Origin of the sequence: Luteimonas sp. TWI662 (assembly GCF_039673825.1) — a bacterium.
Taxonomy (GTDB): Bacteria; Pseudomonadota; Gammaproteobacteria; order Xanthomonadales; family Xanthomonadaceae; genus Luteimonas.
Map to the genome: position 1 here is coordinate 55,001 of NZ_JBDJMI010000004.1, position 24,510 is coordinate 79,510.

Annotated in this window: 17 protein-coding genes, 2 tRNA genes, 2 rRNA genes and 1 pseudogene (1 of these 22 running past the window's edge); 17 read left to right on the forward strand and 5 right to left on the reverse strand. The window is 68.1% G+C overall.

Annotated features, from left to right (window positions below; all coding sequences use genetic code 11):
• From ABE488_RS04760 to hemC, 7 genes are all read left to right on the forward strand, one after another.
• Positions 1–2,288, forward strand: a 23S ribosomal RNA gene (locus tag ABE488_RS04760); it begins 591 nt to the left of the window's first position.
• 167 nt (positions 2,289–2,455) lie between these two features.
• A 5S ribosomal RNA gene (gene rrf, locus ABE488_RS04765) occupies positions 2,456–2,569 on the forward strand.
• 382 nt (positions 2,570–2,951) lie between these two features.
• Positions 2,952–3,027, forward strand: a tRNA-Ile gene (locus tag ABE488_RS04770).
• Positions 3,028–3,182: 155 nt separating this feature from the next.
• On the forward strand, positions 3,183–5,081 hold the full coding sequence (gene mdoH, locus ABE488_RS04775; protein WP_346447342.1) for a glucans biosynthesis glucosyltransferase MdoH: 1,899 nt from the start codon (positions 3,183–3,185) through the stop codon (positions 5,079–5,081).
• Positions 5,082–5,141: 60 nt separating this feature from the next.
• A complete protein-coding gene (locus tag ABE488_RS04780; RefSeq protein WP_346441784.1) occupies positions 5,142–5,822 on the forward strand; it encodes an alpha/beta hydrolase in 681 nt (226 codons plus the stop codon).
• A 190-nt stretch (positions 5,823–6,012) separates the two neighbouring features.
• On the forward strand, positions 6,013–6,738 hold the full coding sequence (locus tag ABE488_RS04785) for a LytTR family DNA-binding domain-containing protein (protein WP_346441783.1): 726 nt from the start codon (positions 6,013–6,015) through the stop codon (positions 6,736–6,738).
• Positions 6,739–6,789: 51 nt separating this feature from the next.
• On the forward strand, positions 6,790–7,701 hold the full coding sequence (gene hemC, locus ABE488_RS04790) for a hydroxymethylbilane synthase (protein WP_346441782.1): 912 nt from the start codon (positions 6,790–6,792) through the stop codon (positions 7,699–7,701).
• Positions 7,702–7,728: 27 nt separating this feature from the next.
• Here the strand turns inward: hemC and ABE488_RS04795 are convergent, their stop codons facing one another.
• Positions 7,729–8,421 carry a DUF481 domain-containing protein gene (locus ABE488_RS04795; protein ID WP_346441781.1) on the reverse strand — a complete coding sequence of 231 codons (693 nt, stop codon included), beginning with the start codon at positions 8,419–8,421 and terminating at the stop codon, positions 7,729–7,731.
• A 164-nt stretch (positions 8,422–8,585) separates the two neighbouring features.
• Between ABE488_RS04795 and ABE488_RS04800 the strand changes: the two genes are divergently transcribed.
• Positions 8,586–9,983, forward strand: a complete 1,398-nt coding sequence (locus tag ABE488_RS04800; RefSeq protein WP_346447343.1) for an FAD-dependent oxidoreductase — start codon at positions 8,586–8,588, stop codon at positions 9,981–9,983.
• Between the two features lie 15 nt (positions 9,984–9,998).
• Here ABE488_RS04800 and ABE488_RS04805 read toward each other — a convergent pair whose 3' ends face one another.
• Entirely contained in the window at positions 9,999–10,433 is a 435-nt protein-coding gene (locus ABE488_RS04805; protein WP_346447344.1) for a hypothetical protein, read from the reverse strand.
• Between the two features lie 276 nt (positions 10,434–10,709).
• Here ABE488_RS04805 and ABE488_RS04810 point away from each other — a divergent pair, with 276 nt between their 5' ends.
• From ABE488_RS04810 to bfr, 8 genes and pseudogenes are all read left to right on the forward strand, one after another.
• On the forward strand, positions 10,710–11,678 hold the full coding sequence (locus tag ABE488_RS04810) for a YafY family protein (RefSeq protein WP_346447345.1): 969 nt from the start codon (positions 10,710–10,712) through the stop codon (positions 11,676–11,678).
• Between the two features lie 214 nt (positions 11,679–11,892).
• On the forward strand, positions 11,893–12,246 hold the full coding sequence (locus ABE488_RS04815) for a hypothetical protein (RefSeq protein WP_346441777.1): 354 nt from the start codon (positions 11,893–11,895) through the stop codon (positions 12,244–12,246).
• Between the two features lie 98 nt (positions 12,247–12,344).
• Positions 12,345–14,504 carry a prolyl oligopeptidase family serine peptidase gene (locus ABE488_RS04820; RefSeq protein WP_346447346.1) on the forward strand — a complete coding sequence of 720 codons (2,160 nt, stop codon included), beginning with the start codon at positions 12,345–12,347 and terminating at the stop codon, positions 14,502–14,504.
• 73 nt (positions 14,505–14,577) lie between these two features.
• Positions 14,578–16,791 carry a S9 family peptidase gene (locus ABE488_RS04825; protein WP_346447347.1) on the forward strand — a complete coding sequence of 738 codons (2,214 nt, stop codon included), beginning with the start codon at positions 14,578–14,580 and terminating at the stop codon, positions 16,789–16,791.
• Between the two features lie 80 nt (positions 16,792–16,871).
• Positions 16,872–16,948 (forward strand) — tRNA-Met (locus ABE488_RS04830).
• A gap of 357 nt (positions 16,949–17,305) precedes the next feature.
• Positions 17,306–17,815 (forward strand): annotated as a pseudogene (locus tag ABE488_RS04835) (RNA pyrophosphohydrolase); the annotation flags it as partial.
• A gap of 151 nt (positions 17,816–17,966) precedes the next feature.
• Complete coding sequence (locus ABE488_RS04840) at positions 17,967–18,176, forward strand: (2Fe-2S)-binding protein (protein ID WP_346441774.1); 210 nt, start codon at positions 17,967–17,969, stop codon at positions 18,174–18,176.
• Positions 18,177–18,286: 110 nt separating this feature from the next.
• On the forward strand, positions 18,287–18,760 hold the full coding sequence (gene bfr, locus ABE488_RS04845; protein ID WP_346441773.1) for a bacterioferritin: 474 nt from the start codon (positions 18,287–18,289) through the stop codon (positions 18,758–18,760).
• A 35-nt stretch (positions 18,761–18,795) separates the two neighbouring features.
• Here bfr and ABE488_RS04850 read toward each other — a convergent pair whose 3' ends face one another.
• From ABE488_RS04850 to ABE488_RS04860, 3 genes are read right to left on the reverse strand one after another with little or no spacing between them, the layout of a single operon-like run.
• The gene (locus ABE488_RS04850; protein ID WP_346447348.1) at positions 18,796–21,171 is read right to left on the reverse strand and encodes an ATP-binding protein; all 2,376 of its coding nucleotides are present in this window, start codon (positions 21,169–21,171) and stop codon (positions 18,796–18,798) included.
• 5 nt (positions 21,172–21,176) lie between these two features.
• Positions 21,177–22,985, reverse strand: a complete 1,809-nt coding sequence (locus tag ABE488_RS04855) for an EAL domain-containing protein (RefSeq protein WP_346447349.1) — start codon at positions 22,983–22,985, stop codon at positions 21,177–21,179.
• A gap of 51 nt (positions 22,986–23,036) precedes the next feature.
• Positions 23,037–23,630: a DUF4126 domain-containing protein gene (locus ABE488_RS04860; RefSeq protein WP_346441770.1), complete on the reverse strand. Its 594-nt coding sequence runs from the start codon at positions 23,628–23,630 to the stop codon at positions 23,037–23,039.
• 107 nt (positions 23,631–23,737) lie between these two features.
• Between ABE488_RS04860 and ABE488_RS04865 the strand changes: the two genes are divergently transcribed.
• Positions 23,738–24,478 carry a DUF6776 family protein gene (locus ABE488_RS04865; protein WP_346447350.1) on the forward strand — a complete coding sequence of 247 codons (741 nt, stop codon included), beginning with the start codon at positions 23,738–23,740 and terminating at the stop codon, positions 24,476–24,478.
• The last annotated feature ends 32 nt before the right edge of the window (positions 24,479–24,510 follow it).

Genomic DNA, 24,510 nt, shown 5'->3' on the forward strand with positions numbered 1-24,510 from the left:
ACCGTATAGGGGAGGCGAAGGGAAACCGAGTCTGATAAGGGCGCATAGTCGCGGGTAATAGACCCGAAACCGGGTGATCTAGTCATGCCCAGGGTGAAGGTTGAGTAACATCAACTGGAGGCCCGAACCCACTCCCGTTGCAAAGGTAGGGGATGAGGTGTGATTAGGAGTGAAAAGCTAATCGAACCCGGAGATAGCTGGTTCTCCTCGAAAGCTATTTAGGTAGCGCCTCATGTGAATCTTCCTGGGGGTAGAGCACTGTTATGGCTAGGGGGTCATTGCGACTTACCAAACCATTGCAAACTCCGAATACCAGGACAGAATGCATGGGAGACACACGGCGGGTGCTAACGTCCGTCGTGAAAAGGGAAACAACCCAGACCCACAGCTAAGGTCCCAAATTATCACTAAGTGGGAAACGATGTGGAAAGGCACAGACAGCCAGGAGGTTGGCTTAGAAGCAGCCATCCTTTAAAGAAAGCGTAATAGCTCACTGGTCGAGTCGGTCTGCGCGGAAGATTTAACGGGGCTAAGTGATAAACCGAAGCTTGGGGTGCACAACTTGTTGTGCGCGGTAGAGGAGCGTTCCGTAAGCCGTCGAAGGCGGATTGAGAAGTCCGTTGGAGGTATCGGAAGTGCGAATGCTGACATGAGTAACGATAATGAGGGTGAAAAGCCCTCACGCCGAAAGCCCAAGGTTTCCTTGCGCAACGTTAATCGACGCAGGGTGAGTCGGCCCCTAAGGCGAGGCAGAAATGCGTAGTCGATGGGAAGCTGGTTAATATTCCAGCACCTCGCATAAGTGCGATGGGGGGACGGAGAAGGTTAGGTCTACCAGGCGTTGGTTGTCCTGGAGAAAGGCGGTAGGAGTGGGTCTTAGGCAAATCCGGGACCCTTTAACTCCGAGCACCGAGACGAGCTCATTAGAGCGAAGTGACTGATACCACGCTTCCAGGAAAAGCCCCTAAGCTTCAGCTTATGCAGACCGTACCGTAAACCGACACAGGTGGGTAGGAAGAGAATTCTCAGGCGCTTGAGAGAACTCGGGTGAAGGAACTAGGCAACATAGCACCGTAACTTCGGGAGAAGGTGCGCCCTTGATCGTGGCTCGTGCGAGCTAGAGCGATCGAGGGCCGCAGTGACCAGGCCGCTGCGACTGTTTATCAAAAACACAGGACTCTGCAAACACGAAAGTGGACGTATAGGGTCTGACGCCTGCCCGGTGCCGGAAGGTTAATTGATGGGGTCAGCCGCAAGGCGAAGCTCTTGATCGAAGCCCCGGTAAACGGCGGCCGTAACTATAACGGTCCTAAGGTAGCGAAATTCCTTGTCGGGTAAGTTCCGACCTGCACGAATGGCGTAACGATGGCGGCGCTGTCTCCACCCGAGACTCAGTGAAATTGAAATCGCTGTGAAGATGCAGCGTTCCCGTGGCAAGACGGAAAGACCCCGTGAACCTTTACTATAGCTTTACACTGAACGTTGAGTTCGTCTGTGTAGGATAGGTGGGAGGCTATGAAACTGTGGCGCTAGCTGCAGCGGAGCCAACCTTGAAATACCACCCTGTCGTGCTTGACGTTCTAACCTAGGTCCGTTATCCGGATCGGGGACCGTGTATGGTGGGTAGTTTGACTGGGGCGGTCTCCTCCCAAAGAGTAACGGAGGAGCTCGAAGGTACGCTCAGCGCGGTCGGACATCGCGCACTGTGTGCAAAGGCATAAGCGTGCTTGACTGCAAGATCGACGGATCAAGCAGGTAGGAAACTAGGACTTAGTGATCCGGTGGTTCTGTATGGAAGGGCCATCGCTCAACGGATAAAAGGTACTCCGGGGATAACAGGCTGATACCGCCCAAGAGTTCATATCGACGGCGGTGTTTGGCACCTCGATGTCGGCTCATCACATCCTGGGGCTGTAGTCGGTCCCAAGGGTATGGCTGTTCGCCATTTAAAGTGGTACGCGAGCTGGGTTCAGAACGTCGTGAGACAGTTCGGTCCCTATCTGCCATGGGCGTTGGAGATTTGAGAGGGGCTGCTCCTAGTACGAGAGGACCGGAGTGGACGAACCTCTGGTGTTCCGGTTGTCACGCCAGTGGCACTGCCGGGTAGCTATGTTCGGAAGCGATAACCGCTGAAAGCATCTAAGCGGGAAGCGCGCCTCAAGATGAGATCTCCCGGGAGCTTGACTCCCCTGAAGGAACCATCAAGACCAGGTGGTTGATAGGCTGGGTGTGTAAGTACAGCAATGTATTGAGCTAACCAGTACTAATGATCCGTGTGGCTTGACCATATAACCTCAAGTTGCTTCGCAATCCGAAGCATCCTTGGCCCTACGACACGTACAGTCGTCCCAATGTTCGCTACTTCCCAACCTCTGAGAGCGTGAGCGCTGTCGGTCCCAATTCGAGCGGAGCATTCCCTCGAAATATCGACCGGCCGGCGACCCTCCACCCTCTCCCTGGTGACAATAGCTGTATGGAACCACCCGATCCCATTCCGAACTCGGAAGTGAAACGTACATGCGCCGATGGTAGTGTGCATCTAGCATGCGAGAGTAGGTCATCGCCAGGGTCTTTACCCAAAACCCCCGCCGGTTATCCGGCGGGGGTTTTTCTTTGCGCCGCTTCGTTGTTTGCCGCGGGCACCAGCCCGACTTACTTCGGAAGGTCCGGTCGCCTGCTTGCTTCGGGCGGGCAGCAGCCCGCCGCCCGGTAGCCGCTCTTCCCTCGGCAAGGCATCCTGCCTTGACTCGGGCGCGCGCTATCCATGGCGCGCTTGACGCAGCCACCGGCCGCCAGGCCGCCACCAGCTACTCGAGAAATCGGTTCAGCGCCGCAGACGGTGCAGTTGCGCCAAGTCCTCCGCCACAGATGCGTCGCGGGGCCAGGCGAGTGCTGCTGAGTTGATATCCGTGGTGTGCACAGAGCCCGGCTTGGTACGATGCGTCCGGCACGGGCCTATAGCTCAATGGTTAGAGCAGAGGACTCATAATCCTTTGGTTCCAGGTTCGAGTCCTGGTGGGCCCACCAGCCAGCGCACCGTTTCGCGAAACCCTTACATCCGCATCGTTACATTGCGGCACTACCTGAATGCGATGCGGCGGAACGATGATGCTCGACCCTGATCGATTGGCGGCAGCTGTGGCGCGCTCCGCCAGCTCCGAGCGCGCCTTGCGGTACAGCGCATGAGCGCGCCTGCACCGCCGGGGATCCGGCCGTCGCCGGCGCCTCTGCCGCCCGAACATCCGATTCCCATGCCGGTGCAGTCGCTGCGCACCGGGCGCTTGGTGTCGCCGAGCCTGCCCAGCGCGCCGCGCGGGATGGGCTGGCGGCGCGCTGCGATCGTGGGAGTGACCGGCGGCCTGACCGTCCTGGCCACCTATCAGATCTGGTGGCTGTTGCGGATCGGCGGCATCGATGTGCTCGAGGGCTTGCTGCTGGCGGTGTTCGTGCCGTTGTTTGCCTGGATCGCGCAGTCGTTCGCCAGTTCGCTGGCGGGTTTTGCGATCGTGCTGCTGCGCCGGCCGGCGCGGCTGGGTATCGATGCCCGGGATCCGTTGCCGGTTCTGGCCTCGCGCACCGCGTTGTTGATGCCGACCTACAACGAACACCCCGAGCGGCTGTTCGCCGGGGTCCAGGCGATCTGCGAATCCCTGGCCGAGACGGGGCAGGGCGATCGGTTCGATCTGTTCGTTCTCAGCGACACCCGCGATGCCGGCATCCACGCACGTGAATTGCAGGCCTTTGCGCGGCTGCGTGCGCTGGATCTGGGCGTCACGCTCTACTACCGGCGCCGGGAAGACAACCGCGAGCGCAAGGCCGGCAACATCGCCGATTGGGTGCGGCGCTGGGGCGGGGGCTATCCGCAGTTCCTGATCCTTGATGCCGACAGCCTGATGACTGGCGACACTCTGGTACGCCTGGTCGGTGCGATGGAGCGTCACGACGATGTCGCGTTGATCCAGACGCTGCCGGTGATCGTCAACGGCACGACGATGTTCGCGCGGATGCAGCAGTTCTCCGGCCGCATGTATGGCCCGGTGATCGCCCAGGGCGTGGCCTGGTGGCACGGCGCGGAAAGCAATTACTGGGGCCACAACGCGATGATCCGCAGCGCCGCGTTCGCCGCCCATGGCGGTCTGCCCGAGCTCCATGGCACCACCCCTTTCCGCGGCACCGTGCTCAGCCACGATTTCGTCGAGGCGGCGCTGTTGCGTCGCGGCGGTTGGGCCTTGCACATGGTGCCGACGCTCGAGGGCAGCTACGAGGAAGGGCCGCCGACGCTGACCGACATGCTGATCCGCGATCGCCGCTGGTGCCAGGGCAACCTGCAGCACGGCGGCGTGCTGCCGGCGCGCGGCCTGCACTGGGTCAACCGCTGGCACATGCTGATCGGCATCGGCCACTATTTGACCGCACCGCTGTGGGCAATGCTGATCCTGGTCGGGCTTGCAGTGCCGCTGCAGCACGGCATGCCCGGCGAAGGCGGCTTCTCGGCCGCAGGCTACTGGATGGCGATCGACGACGGCCGCTTCCTGGGCGTGTTCGTGCTGACGATGGTGTTGTTGTTCGCGCCGAAGATCTTCGGCTACGTCGCCACCTTGAGCGATGCGCGCATGCGCCGTGGCTGCGGCGGGGCCGTGCGCGGGTTCGTCAGCCTGCTGATCGAGAACGTGCTGGCAGCGCTGATGGCGCCGGTCACGATGTACGTGCAGTCGCGCGGCGTGGCCGAGGTGCTGGCAGGGCGCGATTCGGGCTGGGACGCCCAGCAGCGCGACGATGGGCGGCAAACTTACGGCGAGCTGTGGCGCAGCTACCGCGGGACCACGGTCCTCGGTGTCGGCATGGGGATCGTCGCCTGGTGGATATCGCCGGGGCTGGCGCTGTGGATGTCGCCGATGATCATCGGCCTGGCCGGCTCGATTCCGATCGTGCGGTTGACCTCGTCGCGGCGAATCGGTCTGGCGATGCGCCGGGCGCGCCTGTTCGCCACGCCCGAAGAGGCGGCGCCGCCGCGCGTGCTGCTGCGTGCCAGCGAACTGCGGGCGCAGGCCGAGGCGCCGGTGGCGTCGCGCGCGGATTGACGCGATGCCGCCTGCGGGACCAGCGCTTACACTGACAGGCGGTCCCACGACGACATTCCAATGAACGACGACACCGCATTGCTCGACTGCATCGAACGCGAGACCGGGCCTGCGCCTGCGTGGAGCGTGATCTGGCTGCACGGCCTGGGCGCCGACGGCAACGACTTCGCGCCCATCGTGCCCGAGCTCGTCCGCCCCGACTGGCCGGCCCTGCGTTTCGTGTTTCCCAACGCGCCGGTGCGCCCGGTGACGATCAACAACGGCGTGCGCATGCGGGCCTGGTACGACATCGTCGATATCGACCTGGACAATCGCGCCGACGAGGCCGGTGTGCAGGCGTCGGTGGCCCAGGTCGACGCGCTGATCGCTCGCGAGGCCGAGCGCGGTGTCCCGCCGGCGCGAGTGATCCTGGCCGGCTTTTCGCAGGGCGGCGCGATCACGCTCGCGGCGGGGCTGCGCCGCGGCGTTCCGCTCGGCGGGCTGGTCGGGCTGTCGACCTACCTGCCTGCCGCCGCCACTGCGCACGATGCCCTGGTCAAGGGCGCGGTCGCGCAGCCGGTGTTCATGGCGCACGGCACGCAGGACCCGGTGGTCCCGGCGATCGCCGGGCAGCAGAGCGCCGCGCTGCTGCGCCAGTTCGGCTTCGATGTGCAGTGGCAGACCTATCCGATGCCGCACTCGGTGTGCGCCGAAGAGATCGCCGATCTGGGCGACTGGCTGGGCGCGCGGTTCGCCGGCTGACAGCGGCATCGCCGCATGTGCGGCGGGCGTGGCGCGGGATGCAACGCGATCGGCCTTGCCGTGGCAGGGCGCCTGCAGCGCCGTCAGCGTCCCGCGCACCGGCCCGCTGGCATGCGGATGCCCGTCGGGGCACCATCGCAAGGGCGGGTCGGTGGACCCGGGCACGGTGCCTTGAGGAGAGCGGAAGACCATGAAGGTCGTGATCGCTGACGACGAGCCGCTTGCCCGCGAGCGGCTGCGGACATTGTTGATGCAGGTGCCGGGCGTCGAGGTCGTCGCCGAAGTCGGCGATGGCCGCGCGGCGCTGGACGCCTGCGCGGCACATGCGCCGGCGCTGGTGTTGCTCGACATCGCGATGCCGGGCATCGATGGACTGGAAGCGGCCCGGCATCTCAATACCTTCGAGCCGCGCCCGGCGATCGTGTTCTGCACCGCTTACGACGCCCATGCACTCAAGGCGTTCGAAGCGGCCGCGGTGGATTACCTGGTCAAGCCGGTGCGCGCCGAGCGTCTACAGGCGGCGGTCGAGCGCGCGCGCGCGTTCGTTGCGGGGCGGCAGGCCGCATCGGTCGTCGCCGACCGCCAGCGCACCCACCTGTGTGCCAGGCTGCGCGGCAGCCTCCGGCTGATTCCAGTCGAGGACATCCGCTATCTGCAGGCCGAGGAGAAGTACGTCGTGGTGCATCACGCGCGCGGCGAGGATCTGGTCGAGGAATCGCTCAAGTCGCTCGAAGAGGAGTTCGGCGACCGCTTCGTGCGCATCCACCGCAATTGCCTCGTCGCGCGGAACGAACTGCTGGAACTGCGCCGCGATGCCGAGGGCCACGTCCATGCCGTGCTGCGCCATGCCGAGCGCACGCTCGAGGTCAGCCGGCGCTGTGTGTCGCAGCTGCGCGACGCGGTGCGCCAGCTCTAGCCATCGCTGAGCGGTTCGCGTCCCGGTGCCGGGATCGTCGATAATGGCTGGATGGAACGACTGCGTATCGCCACCCGCAAGAGCCCGCTCGCGTTGTGGCAGAGCGAACACGTCGCCGCGGCCCTGCGCGCGCGCCATCCCGGCCTCGAGGTCGAACTGGTGCCGTTGAGCACGCGCGGTGACGAGGTGCTCGACCGGTCGCTCGCCGCGATCGGGGGCAAGGGCCTGTTCCTCAAGGAGCTGGAGATCGCGATGCAGGCCGGCGATGCCGACTGCGCCGTACATTCGCTCAAGGACGTGCCGATGGAACTCGAGCCGGGGTTCGCGCTGCCGGCAATCCTGGCGCGCGCCGACCATGCCGATGCCTTCGTCAGCAACACGTTTGCATCGATCGACGCCTTGCCCGAGGGCGCGCGCGTGGGCACCTCGTCGCTGCGGCGCCAGGCGCAGCTGCGGGCGCGTCGCCCAGACCTGGAGATCCTGGACCTGCGCGGCAACGTCAACACCCGGCTGGCCAAACTCGACAGCGGACAGTACGACGCGATCGTGCTGGCGTGCGCCGGGCTGCAGAGGCTCGGCCTGGACACCCGCATCCGTGCACGCCTGGATGCGCCCGACTGGCTACCCGCACCGGCCCAGGGCGCGATCGCGATCGAATGCCGCGACGACACGCCGCAACTGCAGGCCCTGGTGGCCGCGCTCGACCATGGCCCCACGCGCCGCTGCGTCGAGGCCGAGCGCGCGATGAACCGCGCTTTGCATGGCAGCTGCCACGTCCCGGTCGCCGCGTTCGCGCGGCTGGACGGCGGGCGGATCCTGCTCGACGGGCTGGTCGGGTCGGCCATCGACGGCCGCGCGGTCCGCGCCGGCGGCGAGGCGCCGGAAGGCGAGGGCGAGGCGCTGGGGTCGGCGGTGGCCGCCCGCCTGCTCGAAGGCGGCGCCGGCGCGTTCCTGCCCGGTTGAGGGCGGCATGACCGCGTAGGCCGTCGGTCAGAACTGGTACTGCACCTTCAGCGAGCTTTCTGTGTTGGTACTGCCGCGGCCGCCGTTGCCCAGGGTGTCGTGGCGCAGCTCGAAGTCCGAGCGCAGCGTCCACTGCGGAAATAGCTCGTAGTCGAACGCCAGCCGCTGCCGCACGAAGGTGTTCTCGCGCCCGGTCTCGACCTGCACCTGCTGGGTGAACGACGCGCGGCGGCCGAGTTCCTGCGACAACTGGACCTGGCCCCGGGCGACCGGCCCAGGTACCGCGGTACCGAAATCGGTGTATGGCTCGATGCGCACGCCGGTGCCGAACTCCAACCGCAGCGAGGTCTCGGGGCTGCGGATCGCCTCGATCCCGTAGCTGGTGTCCCACTTCACATGGTTGCCGCCGGAACGGAAGCTGTCGCGTTGCGCGAATGGCGAGTACAGCGCGATCGCCGGACGGTCGGGCAGGCGGATGACAGGGGGCGCGACGGACTTGGGGCGCACGCCGGGTGCACGCGGGGCCCAGATCCGGCGCCGCGCTGCACTTGCGGTCCATTCCGCATCGGTGCACTTGAGCCGGAAGCACGGCCGACGCAACGGCACCTGGCGCGTCGCCACGGCGAGCACGGCCGGTTGCTCCGGCGCGGCCGGGAGCGGTTGTGTGTAGATCGGCAGGCCTGCAAAAGCCAGCCACCAGCCAGCGAGCATGACAGCCATTCATGAAATCGATTACAGCCGATTATGCCGAGCGCATCCGATCCTTCCAACCCGAAGGGCCATCGATTGGCGTGCCGGGTTCAGCTATCGGTTCGCAGTCCGGGGCGGCCGGGCGGCGGATCGGGACGCGCGATAATGCCTGGTCCGCGTCCAAGGATTTCGCCGTGCCCCAGTCTGCTCCTCCCGATGTCGACGTCGCCGTGATCGGTGGCGGCGCGGCCGGCGCCCTGGTGGCGCTGCACCTGCTCGCGGCCCCGGGCCTGCGCGTGGCGCTGGTCGAGCCGCGTCCGCGCCTGGCCGAGGGGGTGGCGTACTCGACGCCGCGTTTCGAGCACCTGCTCAATGTGAATGCTGCGCGGATGAGCGCATTCGACGATCGGCCGGACGACTTCCTGGCGTTCTTGCGCGAGGCGCCAGCCGCGGCGGCACGCCCGGCCGAGACGTTGCCGGCAACGTTCGCACCGCGCCGCGTGTACGGCGATTACCTGCAGGCGCGGTTGGCAGGCTGCGCGCAGGCCGGCACGCTGCTGCACCTGGCCGAGACCGTCGACGCGGTGCGGCCGGCCGCGTCCGGCTTTGCACTGCGCACCGACGCAGACACCGCGCTGCGCGCGCGGGCGGTGGTGCTGGCGACGGGCGGGGTGCCGGCCGCGCTGCCGGTATCCGGCGCGAGTGCGGCCGCGCCCGGCACGATCGACGCCTGGCACTACGCGGCGGTCGCTGCGATCGCGCCGGAGGCCGACGTCGCGATCGTGGGTGCGGGCCTGAGCATGGTCGACGTGCTGTTGACGCTGCATGCCAACGGGCATCGCGGGCGGATCGTCGCGATCTCGCGCCATGGGCTGATGCCGCTGGCCCACGCGCCCGGAACGGTGCCGCAGGCCGGCGGCGTCGAGCCGCTGCTGCCGCTGGGCGCGCGCGCGCGCATGCGCCTGTTGCGGCAATGGGCTGCCCAGGCGCAGGCCGAGGGTCGGCCGTGGCAGGACGCGCTCGAGCGGCTGCGCCCGCAGGTGCAGGCGCTGTGGCAGGCTTGGCCGCCGGCCGAGCAGGCCCGCTTCTTGCGCCACGGCGTGCGTCACTGGGACATCCACCGGCATCGCATCGCGCCCGAGGCGGCTGCAGTAGTCGACACGATGCGCCGCGATGGCCGCTTCTCGCTGCATGCCGGCCGGGTGACGGCGGTTGCGGCGCGTGATGACGGGCGGTGGCAGCTCGACTGGCGTCGCCGTCGGCGTAGCGACGGCGAACGCCTCGTGGTCGATCGCGTCGTCAACGCCACTGGACTGGAGAAGCGACCGACGCAGGTGCCCGGCACCCTGCCCGCAGCGCTATACGCGCAGGGGATCGCACGGCCCGGGCCGCATGGCATGGGCATCGACACCGACGATGTCGGTGGTGTGCGCGACCGCTCGGGCGCGACGGTGCCGGGGCTGTGGACGTTGGGGATCCCGCGGATCGGCACGCTGTGGGAAAGCATCGCGATGCCCGAGTTGCGCGGCCAGGCCGCACGCGTCGCCGCCGCGGCGCTCGCCCACGTGCGCGAGGTCGGCGCGCGCGACTGAGTCGCGCGCGTCCCGCTACAGGCAGTCGCGCTGCAGCCGGTGCAGTTCCTCCTCCGCCAACGCCCGCCCGGCGCCGAGGTCGGCATTGGCGAGATTGCGGCGGATCTGCGGGCAAGGATCGGTCGGCCCGCCGCCGAACACCAGGGCGCCGATGCCCTCGACCACGTCCTGCGCCGAGATCGGCGCGCGCATCGCGAACGCGCCATCGGGACGCGGCGGCGCACGATGGCGCAGTGGGTCGGGGATGAAATCGACCGGTGCGGTCTGGGCGCGTGCCCACGCCCTGGCCTGGGCGTGTAGCGGTGTCGCCGGTGCGGGGGCGTCGGCGGGAGCGGCCGGCGCGATCTCGACCGCAGTCAGGCTGGACCGTGGTGTCGCTGTGGTCGATGGCCCGGAACGCACCAGCGGCGCCTGCGCCGCGCCGGACACAGGCGCTGGGACGACAGACACGGCAGGTGGCACGGGGTCGACCCAGATCACTTGGAGCCGGCGGTCGTCTGTGCGAGGTTTGCGTGGCTCGACAGACCCGGACAGCAGCCAGGCCAGGACCGCCAGGTGGCAGGCGAGCGTGAGTCCTGCGGCGATCCCGCCGGTGCGCTCGCGTCTTGGGGGCGTCATGTCGGGCCGTCTCCTGATCCGCGCGCGAGTCTAGGACCGACCCGTTAGCGAGTGGTTATCCGGCGCGCCATCGCGCCGCGGGCCTCGACGACGGGCCATAATCGGCCCATGGACCGATACGAACGCATCCTCTCGCTGCACCGCATCCTCAAGACCTCGCGCTACCCGGTCACGGTGGCCAGGCTGCAGGACGAACTGGAATGCTCGCGCGCCACCGTCTATCGCGACCTGGCGTTTCTGCGCGACGCATTGATGGCGCCTGTCGTGGGCGATGGCGACGCAGGCTTTCGCTACGACAGCGCTGAGGGCGATCGCTTCGAGTTGCCGGGGCTGTGGCTGAGCTCGGGCGAACTGCATGCGTTGCTCGCCGCCCAGCAACTGCTCTCGCGCAGCGGCGGCGGGGTGCTGTCGAGCGCGCTGGCGCCGCTGCAGTCGCGGATCGAGAAGCTGCTCGACGAACACTCGGCCGGCAAGCAGTGGCCTGTGCAGCGGGTGCGCGTGGTGCCACATCGCGGCCGACGCATGGACGAGCATGCCTTCCGCAACGTCTGCTCGGCGGTGCTCGAGCGTCGGCAGCTCGCGTTCGAGTACCGCGCCCGCTCGACCGACGAGCGCACCCGCCGCACAGTCTCCCCGCAGCGCATCACTCACTACCGCGATAACTGGTATCTCGATGCCTGGGACCACGACCGCGACGCGTTGCGCAGCTTCTCGGTCGATCGCATCACCAATGCGCGCATGCTGTCCGGGCAGGCGCGCGACATCGAGGATGCCGAGCTCGACACCCACCTGGCGGGCAGCTACGGCATCTTCTCCGGGCCGCCCAAGGGCGTGGCGACGATCCTGTTCGAGGCCCGTGCCGCGCGCTGGGTTGCCGACGAGCACTGGCATTCGCAGCAGCAGGGCCGGTTCCTGCCCGATGGCCGCTATGAGCTCAAGGTGCCCTACAGCAATGCGCGCGAGTTGTTGATGGATGTGCTGCATTACGGCGCCGATGCGCAGATCGCCGAGCCCGTCGCGCTGAGCGAGCAGGCCCGCTCGCTGCTGGAACTGGCGCTGTCGAAGTACGAGCGCTGATCGGCGCGGTTCGCACGATCAGCGCTGCGCCCCGGCGTGCGCCCGCCGCATGCTGGCGGCAGTCAGGCTGCCGTTCTGCCGGAGGGCGGCACTGCACGGCGCAAGGGCAGGACACGATGTCCCGTGGCCATCGGTTGCGATGTCGCAATCCATGAGATGGCCGCGACCCAGACTCTCCGCACGGCCCGATCCGGGCGCTGGGAGCTCTGCCGCCATGTCGAATGTCTTCGAACCGCCTGCCTCCGATCCCCGTGCCCTTCTCGGCGCCGGCCTGCTCGGCCTGCTGTTCCTGGGCAGTGTCGCGCTGCTGTCGTTTCCCGGGCTGCGCAGCGGCGTCGCCGTGGTCGGCTGGCCGCCGCTGTGGCTGGTCGGCATGCCCGCGGCCGCCTGGCTCACCTGGTGCGTGCTTCGCCTGCCGCGCCGCCGCAAGCTGGCCTCGTCAGCGGTCTTGCGGCGGCGTCGGCCAGGCCTTGCCCAGGCGGCACGCCGTCCCGCGCCGCGCCGCCGGCCGGCCACACCGCTGCGTGCCGCGCTCGCGGCGGCGGGCTGGTTGCCGTTGGGCCGCTGAGGCCGTGTGCCCGAAAGGGATGACTTTGGTCATGCGGCGGCTGCCGATGCCCGTGCTAGCGTTGGCGGTTACTTAGATCCCCGCCCGCCGGAGGCGCCATGTCCCCGTTGTCCAAGCTCTGCCTCGCCGCCGGGATCTCCGCCGGCCTCGCGATGGGCGCCGCATCCGCCCAGGAGCCTGCCGTGAACGATCCCTACCAGTGGCTCGAAGCCGTTACCGATGACAAGGCGCTCGACTGGGTCCGCACCCAGAACGCCAAGGCCGAAGCCGAACTGGCCGCCACGCCCGAGTTCAAGCAGCTCGAGTCCGACCTGTTGGCGATCTACGATTCCGACGACAAGATCCCGGTCGCCTACAAGCAGGGCGAGTGGTACTACAACTTCTGGCGCGACCGGAACCACGAGCGCGGCATCTGGCGCCGCACCACGCTCGAGGAGTACCGCAAGCCGCAGCCGAAGTGGGAGACCGTGCTCGATCTGGACGCGCTCAACAAGGCCGAGGGCGAGAACTGGGTCTGGCACGGTGCCAGTTGCCTGCGTCCGGCCTACACCCGCTGCCTGATCGCACTCTCGCGCGGCGGCGCCGACGCGGACGTAACGCGCGAGTTCGACGTGTCCACCAAGTCGTGGGTCGACGGCGGCTTCTTCCGCGAGGAAGCCAAGGGCGGCCTGGGCTGGATCGACCAGGACAACGTCTACGTCTATACCGATTTCGGCGACGGCTCGCTGACGTCCTCGGGCTACCCGCGCATCGTCAAGCAGCTGGCGCGCGGCCAGTCGATGGACCAGGCCACGCTGGTCTACGAGGGCAAGCCGGACGACATGTACATCGCGGCGATGCGCGACGACACGCCCGGCTTCGAGCGCGACTTCGTCAGCCGCACCCTGGCGTTCTACAACGATGAGCTCTACCTGCGCGGCGCCGACGATGCACATCGATGTGCGAGTGGCGCGGGCGCAGGATGCGCAGGCGCGTCCGGTCAGCTGACCAAGGTCGACGCGCCGAACTCGGCGAACAAGTCGGTCCATCGCGATTGGCTGATGCTGGAACTGCGCGAGGCCTGGAACGTCGGCGGTCATGCGTATCCGGCCGGTTCGCTGCTGGTGACGAAGTTCGACGACTTCATGGCCGGCAAGCGCGAGTTCGAAGCACTGTTCGAGCCGACCCAGACCACCTCGCTGGCCGGCGCGACCTGGACCAAGAATCACCTCGTGCTCAACGTGCTCGAGGACGTCAAGAACCGGCTCACCGTGCTGACCCCGGGCGCCGACGGCTGGGCGCGCAGCGCACTGGCCGGGGTGCCCGAACTGGGCACGGTCGCGGTCACCGCGGTCGACAGCGACGAATCGGATGCGGTGTGGATGACGGTCACCGACTACCTCACGCCGAGCACGCTGATGCTCGCCGAGGTCGGCAGCGGCCGGGCGCCGGACACGCTGAAGACGATGCCGGCGTTCTTCGACGCGTCCACGCACGAAGTCGAGCAGCATTTCGCCACGTCCAAGGACGGCACCCGCGTGCCGTACTTCCTGGTGCGCCCGAAGGACATGGCGCTCGACGGCAGCAACCCGACGCTGCTCTACGGCTATGGCGGCTTCGAGATCTCGCTCACCCCCGGCTACTCGGGCGGCGTGGGCAAGGGCTGGCTGGAGAAGGGCGGGGTGTACGCGGTCGCCAACATCCGCGGCGGCGGCGAATACGGCCCGCGCTGGCATCAGGCCGCGCTCAAGCAGAACCGCCACAAGGCCTACGAGGACTTCGCGGCCGTCGCGCAGGACATGATCGCCCGCAAGATCACCTCGCCGGCGCATCTGGGCATCCGCGGCGGCAGCAACGGCGGCCTGCTCACCGGCAACATGCTCACTCAGTATCCCGAGCTGTTCGGCGCGGTCGTGATCCAGGTGCCGCTGCTCGACATGCAGCGCTATCACCAGCTGCTCGCCGGTGCATCCTGGATGGCCGAGTACGGCAATCCGGACAAGCCCGAAGAGTGGGAATTCATCCGCACCTTCTCGCCGTATCACCTGTTCGATCCGGCCAAGGATTATCCGCCGACGCTGATCCTGACCTCCACGCGCGACGACCGCGTGCACCCCGGCCACGCCCGCAAGATGATGGCCAGGATGTCGGAGGCCGGGAAGGACGTGCGCTACTACGAGAACATCGAGGGCGGCCATGGCGGCGCGGCGAACAACCGCCAGCAGGCGCACATGGATGCGCTCTACCTGACGTTCCTGTGGCAGCAACTGGGCAAGTGATGCCATCGCGCACCGGCCGCCTTCGCGGCCGGTGTTCTTTCTGACGTTGCATCGGCAGCGAGTGGACCCACCTATGAAGACATCTTTCCCCCGCGCGGCCACGTTGCTGGCCGCGCCGATCCTGACGAGTCTGAGCCTGATGAGCGCTTCTCCCGCCACCCACGCCGCCGAGCCGGCCCCACCCGACGCCGAGCAGCGCCCGCATACTGTCAAGGCACCGCACGGCGCGACCCGCGAGGATGTCTACTACTGGCTGCGCGACGACAAGCGCGAGGACCCGGCGATGCTGGCGTATCTCAACGCCGAGAACGCCTATGCCGACACGGTGCTCGCGCCGCTCAAGCCGCTCGAGGACCGTCTCTATGACGAGATCGTCGGCCGGATCCAGCAGGACGACAGCTCGGTGCCGTACCGCGATCGCGGCTTCTGGTATTACGCGCGCTTCGAGACCGGCAAGGATTACCCGGTCCATGCGCGCCGCGCGGACGGGCCTGGGGTCGATGCGCTGTCGATCCAGGCCGCGAACGCCAAGGGCGATTTCGCCGGCGAGCAGGTGATGCTCGACGTCAACCAGCTCGCCGAGGGCAAGGATTACTACGCGGTCGGGGACTGGGACGTGACCCGTGACAACCGCATCCTGGCCTATGCCGACGATACCAACGGCCGACGCCAGTACACGGTGCGCTTCAAGAACCTGGAGACCGGCGAGGTCTACCCCGAGACCATTCCCGGCGTGTCGGCGAACCTGGTCTGGGCCGACGACGGCAAGACCCTGTTCTACGTCGAGAACGATCCCGAGACCCTGCTCACTGTGCGCGTGAAGAAGCACGTGCTCGGCACGCCGGTCGCCGACGACGTGCTGGTCTACGAGGAGAAGGACGACAGCTTCTACATGGGCATCGATCGCACGCGCGACGACCGCTTCATCGTCATCGGCCTGGGCAGCACCGTGTCGAGCGAACTGCGCTATGCCCCGGCCGACAATCCCGAGACGTTCACCGTGCTCGCTCCGCGCGCGCGCGACGTCGAGTACGACGCCGACCACCACGGTGACCGCTGGGTGATCCGCACCAATGCGGACAAGGCGACGAACTTCAAGCTCGTCACCGCGCCCAGCGATGCGACCTCGCGTCAGCAGTGGACCGATCTGGTACCGCACCGCGACGACGTCTATATCGAAGGCTACGAACTGTTCGACGGCTTCACCGCCATCGAAGAGCGCGCGCAGGCGCTGACCCGCGTGCGTGTGCTCAAGGCCGATGGCAGCGACACGTTCGTGCAGGCCGACGAGCCCGCCTACGCGATGGGCCTGTCGATCAATTCCGAGCCCGACACCGACTGGCTGCGCTACAGCTACACCTCGCTGACCACGCCGGCGACGACGTTCGAGGTCAATACGCGCACCGGCGAGCGCCGCCAGCTCAAGCAGCAGGCGGTGATCGGTTACGACCCGGCCAACTACGTCACCGAGCGGGTGTGGACGACCGCGCGCGACGGCCAGCGCGTGCCGGTGTCGCTGGTCTACCGCAAGGGGTTCGCGAAGGACGGCACGGCGGCGATGCTGCAGTATGGCTACGGCAGTTACGGCGCATCGATGGATCCGGGCTTCAGCGTGACCAACGTCAGCCTGCTCGACCGCGGCATGGTCTATGCGATCGCGCACATCCGCGGCGGCGAGGAAATGGGCCGCGCCTGGTACGACGACGGCAAGCTGCTCAACAAGGTCAACACCTTCACCGATTTCATCGACGTCACCGACGACCTGGTCAAGCGCGGCTACGCTGCGTCCGATCGCGTCGCCGCCTACGGCGGCAGCGCCGGCGGCCTGCTGATGGGCGCGATCTCGAACATGGCGCCCGAGAAGTACCGGGTGATCCTGTCGCAGGTGCCGTTCGTCGACGTGGTCACGACGATGCTCGACCCGAGCATCCCGCTGACCACCAACGAGTACGACGAATGGGGCAACCCGGAGGACAAGCGCTACTACGACTACATCCTCGGCTACTCGCCCTACGACAATCTCCAAGCCAAGGCCTACCCGGCGATGTTCGTCGGCACCGGGCTGTGGGATTCGCAGGTCCAGTACTGGGAGCCGGCGAAGTACGTGGCGCGGTTGCGCGACGTCAACACCAGCACGCATCCGGTGGTGTTCCGCACCAACATGGAAGCCGGCCACGGCGGCAAGTCGGGCCGTTTCCGCCGCTACCGCGAGTCGGCCGAGATGTACGCCTTCATGCTCGACCAGTTGGGCCTGCGCGAGACCCCGGCGGCATCCGTCGCCCGCTGAGGCGAGGGCGGTGGCCCGTTGACGCGGGCCGCCGCGCGTTGCAGAATGCGCGGCTCGTCGCGAACGCGACGGCGCCCGATGGCTATGTAGCTCAGCCGGTTAGAGCACAGCACTCATAATGCTGGGGTCGGTGGTTCGAGTCCACCCATAGCCACCATCGGGGCTTCCTCGAGAACCCGCCGCCCGGCGGGTTTTTGCTGTCTGCGGTCTGCCTGCCATCGCGCCCGGCACCGGCGCACGGTCGCGTACCTGGGTCCTTCGTCTGTGGCGCCATGCGAGCCTGCGTTCGCGCCTGGGAGCAGCGCGCAGGGGCACGGGCCGCTGCCGCGGCGGCGCGACGCTTCCCCCCCCGCCAAGACCCGGCGCGCAGATCCTGCGCCCCGACCTGAACGCCGCCATGCAAGGCCGCCGCGGGCGTGGCGCGCGCCGAGGCTGCGACCGCTTGTCGCCCCGCCGGACCCGTGGCAGAGTCGAGCACAGTGACGCTCAGTCAATCGTATTAGGAGTCCGCATCGTGATCGATCCGGACGGGTTCAGGCCCAATGTCGGCATCGTGCTGATGCACCCGGACGGGCGCGTGTTCTGGGCGCGTCGGGTGCGTCGCGACGGCTGGCAGTTCCCGCAAGGCGGGATGAATACCGACGAGACGCCGCTCGAGGCCATGTACCGCGAGCTGCGCGAGGAGACCGGGTTGCTGCCCGAGCACGTGTCTGTGCTTGGGGCCACGCCCGGTTGGCTGCGCTATCGCCTGCCGCAGCGGGCGATCCGCCGCAACGACCGCATCGTCTGCATCGGGCAGAAACAGGTCTGGTTCCTGCTGCAATTCGTCGGCGAGGAGACCCACCTGCGGCTCGACCTGTCGGACAAGCCCGAGTTCGACCACTGGCGCTGGGTGGATTTCTGGTACCCGCTCGACCATGTGGTGGTGTTCAAGCGGGGCGTCTACGTCAGCGCGCTGCGGCATCTGGCGCCGTACGCGCGCAAGGTCGCCGGGACCCAGGCGATTCCGCAGGCTGCGGTCGAGCGGGCCCGTGGGCGGCGTCCGCAACGACGTGCGCGTCGCGCCGAAGCGCTGCGCAACCGGGATTCCGACGGGCATAACTGAACGCTTCTCATTTGACAGTGATTCTCGTTTGTGGCCGAATGGACACCCAGCCCCGGCCAGGACCGCAGCCTTGTTCGTCTGCATCTGCAACGGCGTCACCGACGCCCAGATTCGCCAAGCCGCCGCGCACGGTTGCCGCGAGGTGTCCGAACTGACGATGCGCACCGGTTGCGGCGCCACCTGCGGCAGCTGCACCGACATGGCCGCCAGCCTGCTCGACGAGTACCACGCGGCGCGCGCGCCGACGTTCGAACTGCCGCTGATCGCCTCGGCTGCCTGAGGCCGCCACGCCGTTCCATTCGACGCGAAGGAATGCGCACGATTCGCGTTCCTTCATCTGCGCGCGTGTCCGGCTAGAGTGGCGCCTTTCCCTCGACAGGACGCACCGCGATGAAGGGCGACGCGCAGGTCATCCGCTACCTCAACCAGGCGCTGTACAACGAACTCACGGCGATCAATCAGTACTTCCTGCACGCCAAGATGCTCAAGCACTGGGGGCTGGAGGCGCTGGGCAAGCATGAGTACAAGGAATCGATCGAGGAGATGAAGCACGCCGACGCGTTGTCGGAGCGCATCCTGTTCCTCGAAGGGCTGCCGAACTTTCAGGCGCTGGGCAAGCTGCGCATCGGCGAGACGCCGCGCGAGATGCTCGAGTGCGACCTCGCGCTGGAGATGGACGGCCTGCCGGTGCTGCGCGAGGCGATCGCGCATTGCGAGCAGGTCGGCGATTTCGTCAGCCGCAAGCTGCTGGCCGACATCCTCGAAAACGAGGAGGAGCATGTCGACTGGCTGGAGACGCAGCTCGACCTGATCGGTCGCATCGGCGAAGAAAACTATCTGCAGAGCCAGATGGGCGACGACTGATCGCCCTCGGCGCGGGGGCGCGTCCGGCGCGCCGATCAGCCGGCGGACGGCACCCGCGCCCGCAATGCCTGGCGCGCGCGTGCGAACGCCACGTCCAGTTGCCGCGCCGCGTCTTCGGCATCACTGAGCGTTCCCGCTCGCGCGGCTGCCTCGATCCGCTTGGCCTCGGCCGACAGGGCCAGCGCGCCGAGATTGGCGCTCGAGGACTTGAGCGAATGCGCCGCTTCGCGCATCGTGGCCTGGTCGCCCGCCGCGGCCGCGGCATTGAAGCTGGCGAGCAGGCGCGGGGTGTCGTCGAGGAACACCGCCACCAGCCGGTCGACATCGTCGCCGAGCAGCTCGCGCAGATCGTCGAGCACCTCGCCGTCGAGCACATCGGATTCTGGCGCCTCCGGCACCGCCGGCGCGGGTGGCGGGACGCTCGAAGCGGTCGCTGGCGCGGGGGGCTGCATCTCGGCTTCATTGGCAGGCGGCATCGTCCCGCCGGTGGACCCTGGTGCCGCCTGCGCATCGGCCGACCCCCAGCGCGCCAGGCAACGCGCCAGCTCGCCGCGCGTGACCGGCTTGGCCAGGTAATCGTCCATGCCCGCGTCCAGGCATTTCTGCCGATCGCCGGCCATCGCATTGGCGGTCATCGCGATGATCGGCAGGCGGCGCCCGGTGCCGGAGGCCGCCTCGCGCTCGCGCCAGCGTCGGGTCGCCGCGTAGCCATCGAGCACCGGCATCTGGCAATCCATCAGCACGATGTCGTAGCTACCCTCGATGAGCTTGTCCAGCGCGATCTCGCCGTTGCCGGCGGTATCGCATTGCAGGCCCAGCACGCCCAGCAAGCGCTGCCCGACCATCTGGTTGACCGGGTTGTCCTCGACCAGCAGCACACGAGGTGTCGGCGCAGTGGCGGCCTGCGTCGCGTGGGGCGTGGGCGATTGTGTCCTGCGCGTCGTGGGGACAGCAGTGCGCGCAGGCAGCATCGGTTCGGGCTGCCCGGTATCCGTTGCCTCACCGGGCACCGTCTCGCCCAGCACCGCCTCGCGCAGACGCACGTCGGACGCCTGCCGATGGAGCACGATGGCGTCGTCGTCCGGGCCGTCGATCGGCTCGTCTCCCTGTAAGCAGACCAGCCGGGGTTGCCCGTAGTCGGCAGGCCGGGCGAGATTGCGGCGCAGCGCCATGCCGGCATCACGCAGCCCGGCCAGGTCGGCGACGACGATCGACCAGGCCGCGGCCGCGCTGCTTCCCGCTCCCTGGCGCAGCAGTTCGAGCGCTTCGTGCGTGGTTTCGACCGCCTGCACGCGCAGGCCCCAGTCCGCCAGCAGCATCGACAGGCGGGCGCGCAGGCGCGGATCGACGGTCAGCAGCAGCGCCGCGCCCGGCCCCGATGCGCCGGCACCCGTCTGCAGGTCGCCGCGGGCCTTGCGCAGCGGGATCTCGAACCAGAACGTCGATCCGGCGCCTGCCGCAGAGGTGACGCCGATGCTGCCGTCCATGAGTTCGACGATCCGCCGCGAAATCGCCAGGCCCAGCCCGGTGCCGCCGTAGAGCCGCGTTGTCGACGCATCGGCCTGGCTGAAGGCCTGGAACAGCCGCGATTGGCTTTGCGCCGGAATACCGATGCCGGTATCGCGGACCTCGAAACGCAGCCGGTGGTGCGTGGCCGTCTCGCCCAGACGCCGCACGTCCACGGTGATGCCGCCGCGTTCGGTGAACTTCACCGCGTTGCTGAGCAGGTTGCTCAGGATCTGGCGCAGCCGGACCGGATCACCGCACACCGCCAGCCGCACGGCTGGATCGATCTGCAACTGCATGCGCAGCCCCTTGGCCCGCGCCTGGCGATCCATCGGCTGGATCACACTCTGCAGCAACTCGCGCAGGTTGAAGCCGGTGACCTCCAGGTCCAGCCGGTCGGATTCGAGCTTGGAGTAATCGAGGATGTCATCGACGATGCGCTGCATCTGCTGCGCCGACTGGTAGGCGGTGCGGACCAGTTCGAGGTGGTCGACCGGCAACGGCGCGTGCAGCAGCAGGTCGAGCATCGGGGTGATGCCGTTGAGCGGCGTGCGGATCTCGTGGCTCATCGTGGCCAGGAACTCACCCTTGGCCAGCACTGCCGATTCGGCCGCGGTCTTGGCCTGTCGCAGCTGCTGCTCCAGATGCGTGTGCGCATCGAGCTCGCGTTGCAACTGTTTGCAGGCCTGGGCATCGCGATGCGCCTGGGCCTGCGCGTCCTCGAGCGCGTGCTGCTGCGCGCGCAGCGGCGCGCCGGACGCGAACACTGCCGCTGCGGCTGCGGCCGCCAATGCGGCGGCCACGAGCGACCAAGGACCCGGGACGGCGAGCGCCTGCAATGACGCGGCCACTGCCGCTGCGATCGCGGCCAGCAGTGCGCCCCAGCGCAAGGCAGAAAGCGACATCGCCGCTACAGCACCGAGTGGTGGAAGTCGAAGTCGAGCGCGTCGGCAACGCGCTGCACCAGGTTGCCCTGGATGTAGTCGATGCCGCTCATCCACAGCGTCGCGGCGGCCTGCGGGTTCTCGACCTGTTGACCGATCACCTGCAGTCCGAGGCGGTGCGCGCGTTCGACCGCGCCGCGCATCTCGTCGCGGATGCGCGGTTCGTCGAGCTGGCGCGAGTATCGGCCCGACAGGCGCACGAAGCCCAAAGGCAGCTGTGCGAGCAGCGCATTGGCCTCTTCGCCATCGCTGTACTGGCCCAGGCACAGCTGGACGCCGGCCGGGACCATGCGCGCGCAGAATTCCTGCAGCGACAGCGCGTGGATCAGCGCATCGTCCTGGCGCACGTCGATGACCAATGCAGCGCCGGGTATCCCGGCCTCGTGCAGGCGCTGCAACAGCCAGTCGGCATAGCCCGGTTGCACCAGGCTGCGCGAGGATTGCGACACGAACAGGCGCATCGCGCCGCCGCGCTGGGTGCGCTCGGCCAGAGTGGCGATCGCCAGTTCGAGCACGCGCCGGTCGATGTCCAACAGCACGCCGGCCAGCTCCGCCGCCGGCAGGATGCGCGCGGCCGAATGGAGTTCGCCATCGCGTCCGCGCAGCCGCAGCAGGGTCTGGTACTGCGGTTCATCGCCGCCGGCGACTGACACGATCGGTTGGAATGCCAGTTCGATGCGGCCCTCATCGAGCGCGCCGCGCAGGTCTTCCGACAACGACGGGGTCGCGTCCTCGCCGCCTGCGGGCGGCGCCGGCATGTGTACGGCGATCCCGGCCGGCGTGCCACGCGCATCGCGCAATGCCTGTTCGGCGGCAGCCAGCGCGGTGCCCGGGTCCTCATAGGCGTGCGCGAGATCGGCGTAGCCGATCAGCGCACGCAGACGCAGGCTCTGGCCCGCGAGCGGGAACGGATGGCTACCGATGCCGTCGCGCAGCCCGCGTGCCCAGACGTCGAGCGCGGTCCGGTCGATCTGCGGCGCAAACACCAGGAAGGTGTTGTCGTTCAGGCGCGTGGCGGCCGCGCCTTCGACCAGATGATGCAGGTGGCGGCCGGCATCGGTGAGGATGGTCTCCAGTCCGGCGTAGCCGTAGCGGTCGCGTAGCGCGGTGATGCCCTCGATCTCGACAAACGCCAGCGCCCCACGCGGCTGCGCCGGGATCGCCTCGGCGAGCTTCTGCAGCAACTGCAGCCGGCTGTTGAGGCCGGTGACCGGGCTGCGACCCGGATCGGGCATCTGCTGCAGGGTGCGGGCCCGGCGGATGCGGTTTTGCACCGCCGACACCAGGTGGCGCGGCCGGACCGGCTTGGTCAGGAAATCGTCGGCGCCCACTTCCAGCGCCTCGAACTGGCGCTCGGGGTCGACATCGCCGGTCAAGAACACGACCGGGATGTGCCGGTGCGCGGGCTGCTGGCGCAGCAGCGCGGTCAGCTCTGCGCCATCCATGCCCGGCATGTGCAGGTCCATGAGCACCAGGTCCGGGCCGAACTCGACCACGGTCGACAGGAATTCGTTGGCGATCGCCACCACGCGCGCTTGCAGGCCGGCGCCGTTGAGCACGCTTTCGGCGAACAGCGCCTGGCTCGGGTCGTCCTCGACGACCAGGACCCGGTACGGCCGACCGTCGTCGGTCAACGTCGCGGCCGCGTCCATGGGCTCCGCAGCAGACACATCGGCGGCATCGGGCAGCGACGGACGGCCGGCGTCGGCGGCCCACCGCCTCCAGTACGCAGTGGGGGGGAACTCCGCGCGTTGCGGCTTGTCGGGATCGGGCATGGCGGGGGAGGAACGAGAAGCGTGGGAAGCGCTCACTTTACCCGGCCGCGATCAGGAGCGCGGCAAGACGGCCGCGCGTGTGCGCCCACGGCCGAACAGCCGTCGCCACAGCCAGGCCAGCACGAGCAGGCCGCTTAGGCCGATCGCCACGACCAGCGCCAGGGCCAGCCAGGGCGAGGCGAGGACCAGCCCGAGCGCACCGACGGTCATCGCGTCCTCGGTGGAGGAGGCGGCGATGTTGCTGACCGGTTCGGGCGACAGATTGAGCAACAGCCGCGTGCCCGATTTGAGCGCATGGCTGGTCAGCGCCACGCCCGCGCCGGTGGCGAGCATCCCGGCGCCCAGGTCGCCGTCGGGCGAGAGCGCGGCCGCGGCGAGGAAAGCGCCGGCCGGCACGCGCGCGAGCGTCTGCAACAAGTCCCAGCCCGAATCGACGCCGGGGATCTTGTCGGCAAAGAATTCGGTCACCGCCAGCGCGCCCGACACGCCCAGCACCCAGGGCGAGGCGGTGGCCTCGAGCGCGGGGGGCAGGTCGAGCCAGCCGAGCGCGCCGGCGACCCCGACACCGAAGACGGTCAGATAGGCGCGCACGCCGGCCAGCCACGCCAGCACCACACCGATCGCGAACAGATGGGCTTCCGACATCGCGACCTCCCGGTTCGCCGCAGCGCGGGGCGCGGCGCACGATGGCGACGAGTATAGGGAGCACGGCCGCTTGACTGCGATTCGCCGCGCTCGCTATACCTTGTCCGATGATTCCACCCGAGCCCACCGGGCAGCCCCCGACGCCCGCCACGCCAGGCGCGTCCGCCCGTCCCTCGCAAGATCCGCGCTGGACGCGCGTGCTGCTCGGCCTGACGGCGGTGTCGCTGCTGTTCGGCCTGTGGGGGGCGTGGCAGGTGTTTGCGCCGGGGGCCGCGCATCCGCAACGCCAGCTCGCCGCACAGGCCGCCCAGATCGAGGACCTGCAGCAGCAGGTCGCCACGCTCACCCGCTCCGACCAGATCAGCCGCGACGCGAACCGCGAACTGCAGGGAACGCTGGCCGAACGCGACGAGGAAATCGCCGCGCTGCGCGCCGATGTGGGGTTCTACGAGCGCTTCGTCGGCTCGACCTCGCAAGGGCGGGAACTGAGCGTCCACGAACTGCGCATGCAGCCCCGGACCGATCAGGGCTGGCACTACACCGCCACACTGACCCAGAGCCTGGCCCGCGACGCGGCCAGCGAGGGCGAGATGCGGCTGGCGATTGAAGGCACCCGCAACGGCCGGCTGCAGACGCTGGCCTGGTCGGACCTGCGCCAGCGCGCCGACGCCCCCGGCGTGCCGTACGCGTTCAAGTACTTCCAGCAGGTCGAGGGCGACATCGTGCTGCCGCCCGGTTTCCAGCCACTGCGGGTGACCGTGCGGCTTGCGCCCAAGGGCCGCGGCGCGGCCGTGGAGCGCGCGTTCAGCTGGGCCGACGTGACGCCGCGTTCTGCGCCCGAGCCTTGAACGCGGCCGCCGGCCCCCCCATCCTGTCGGGC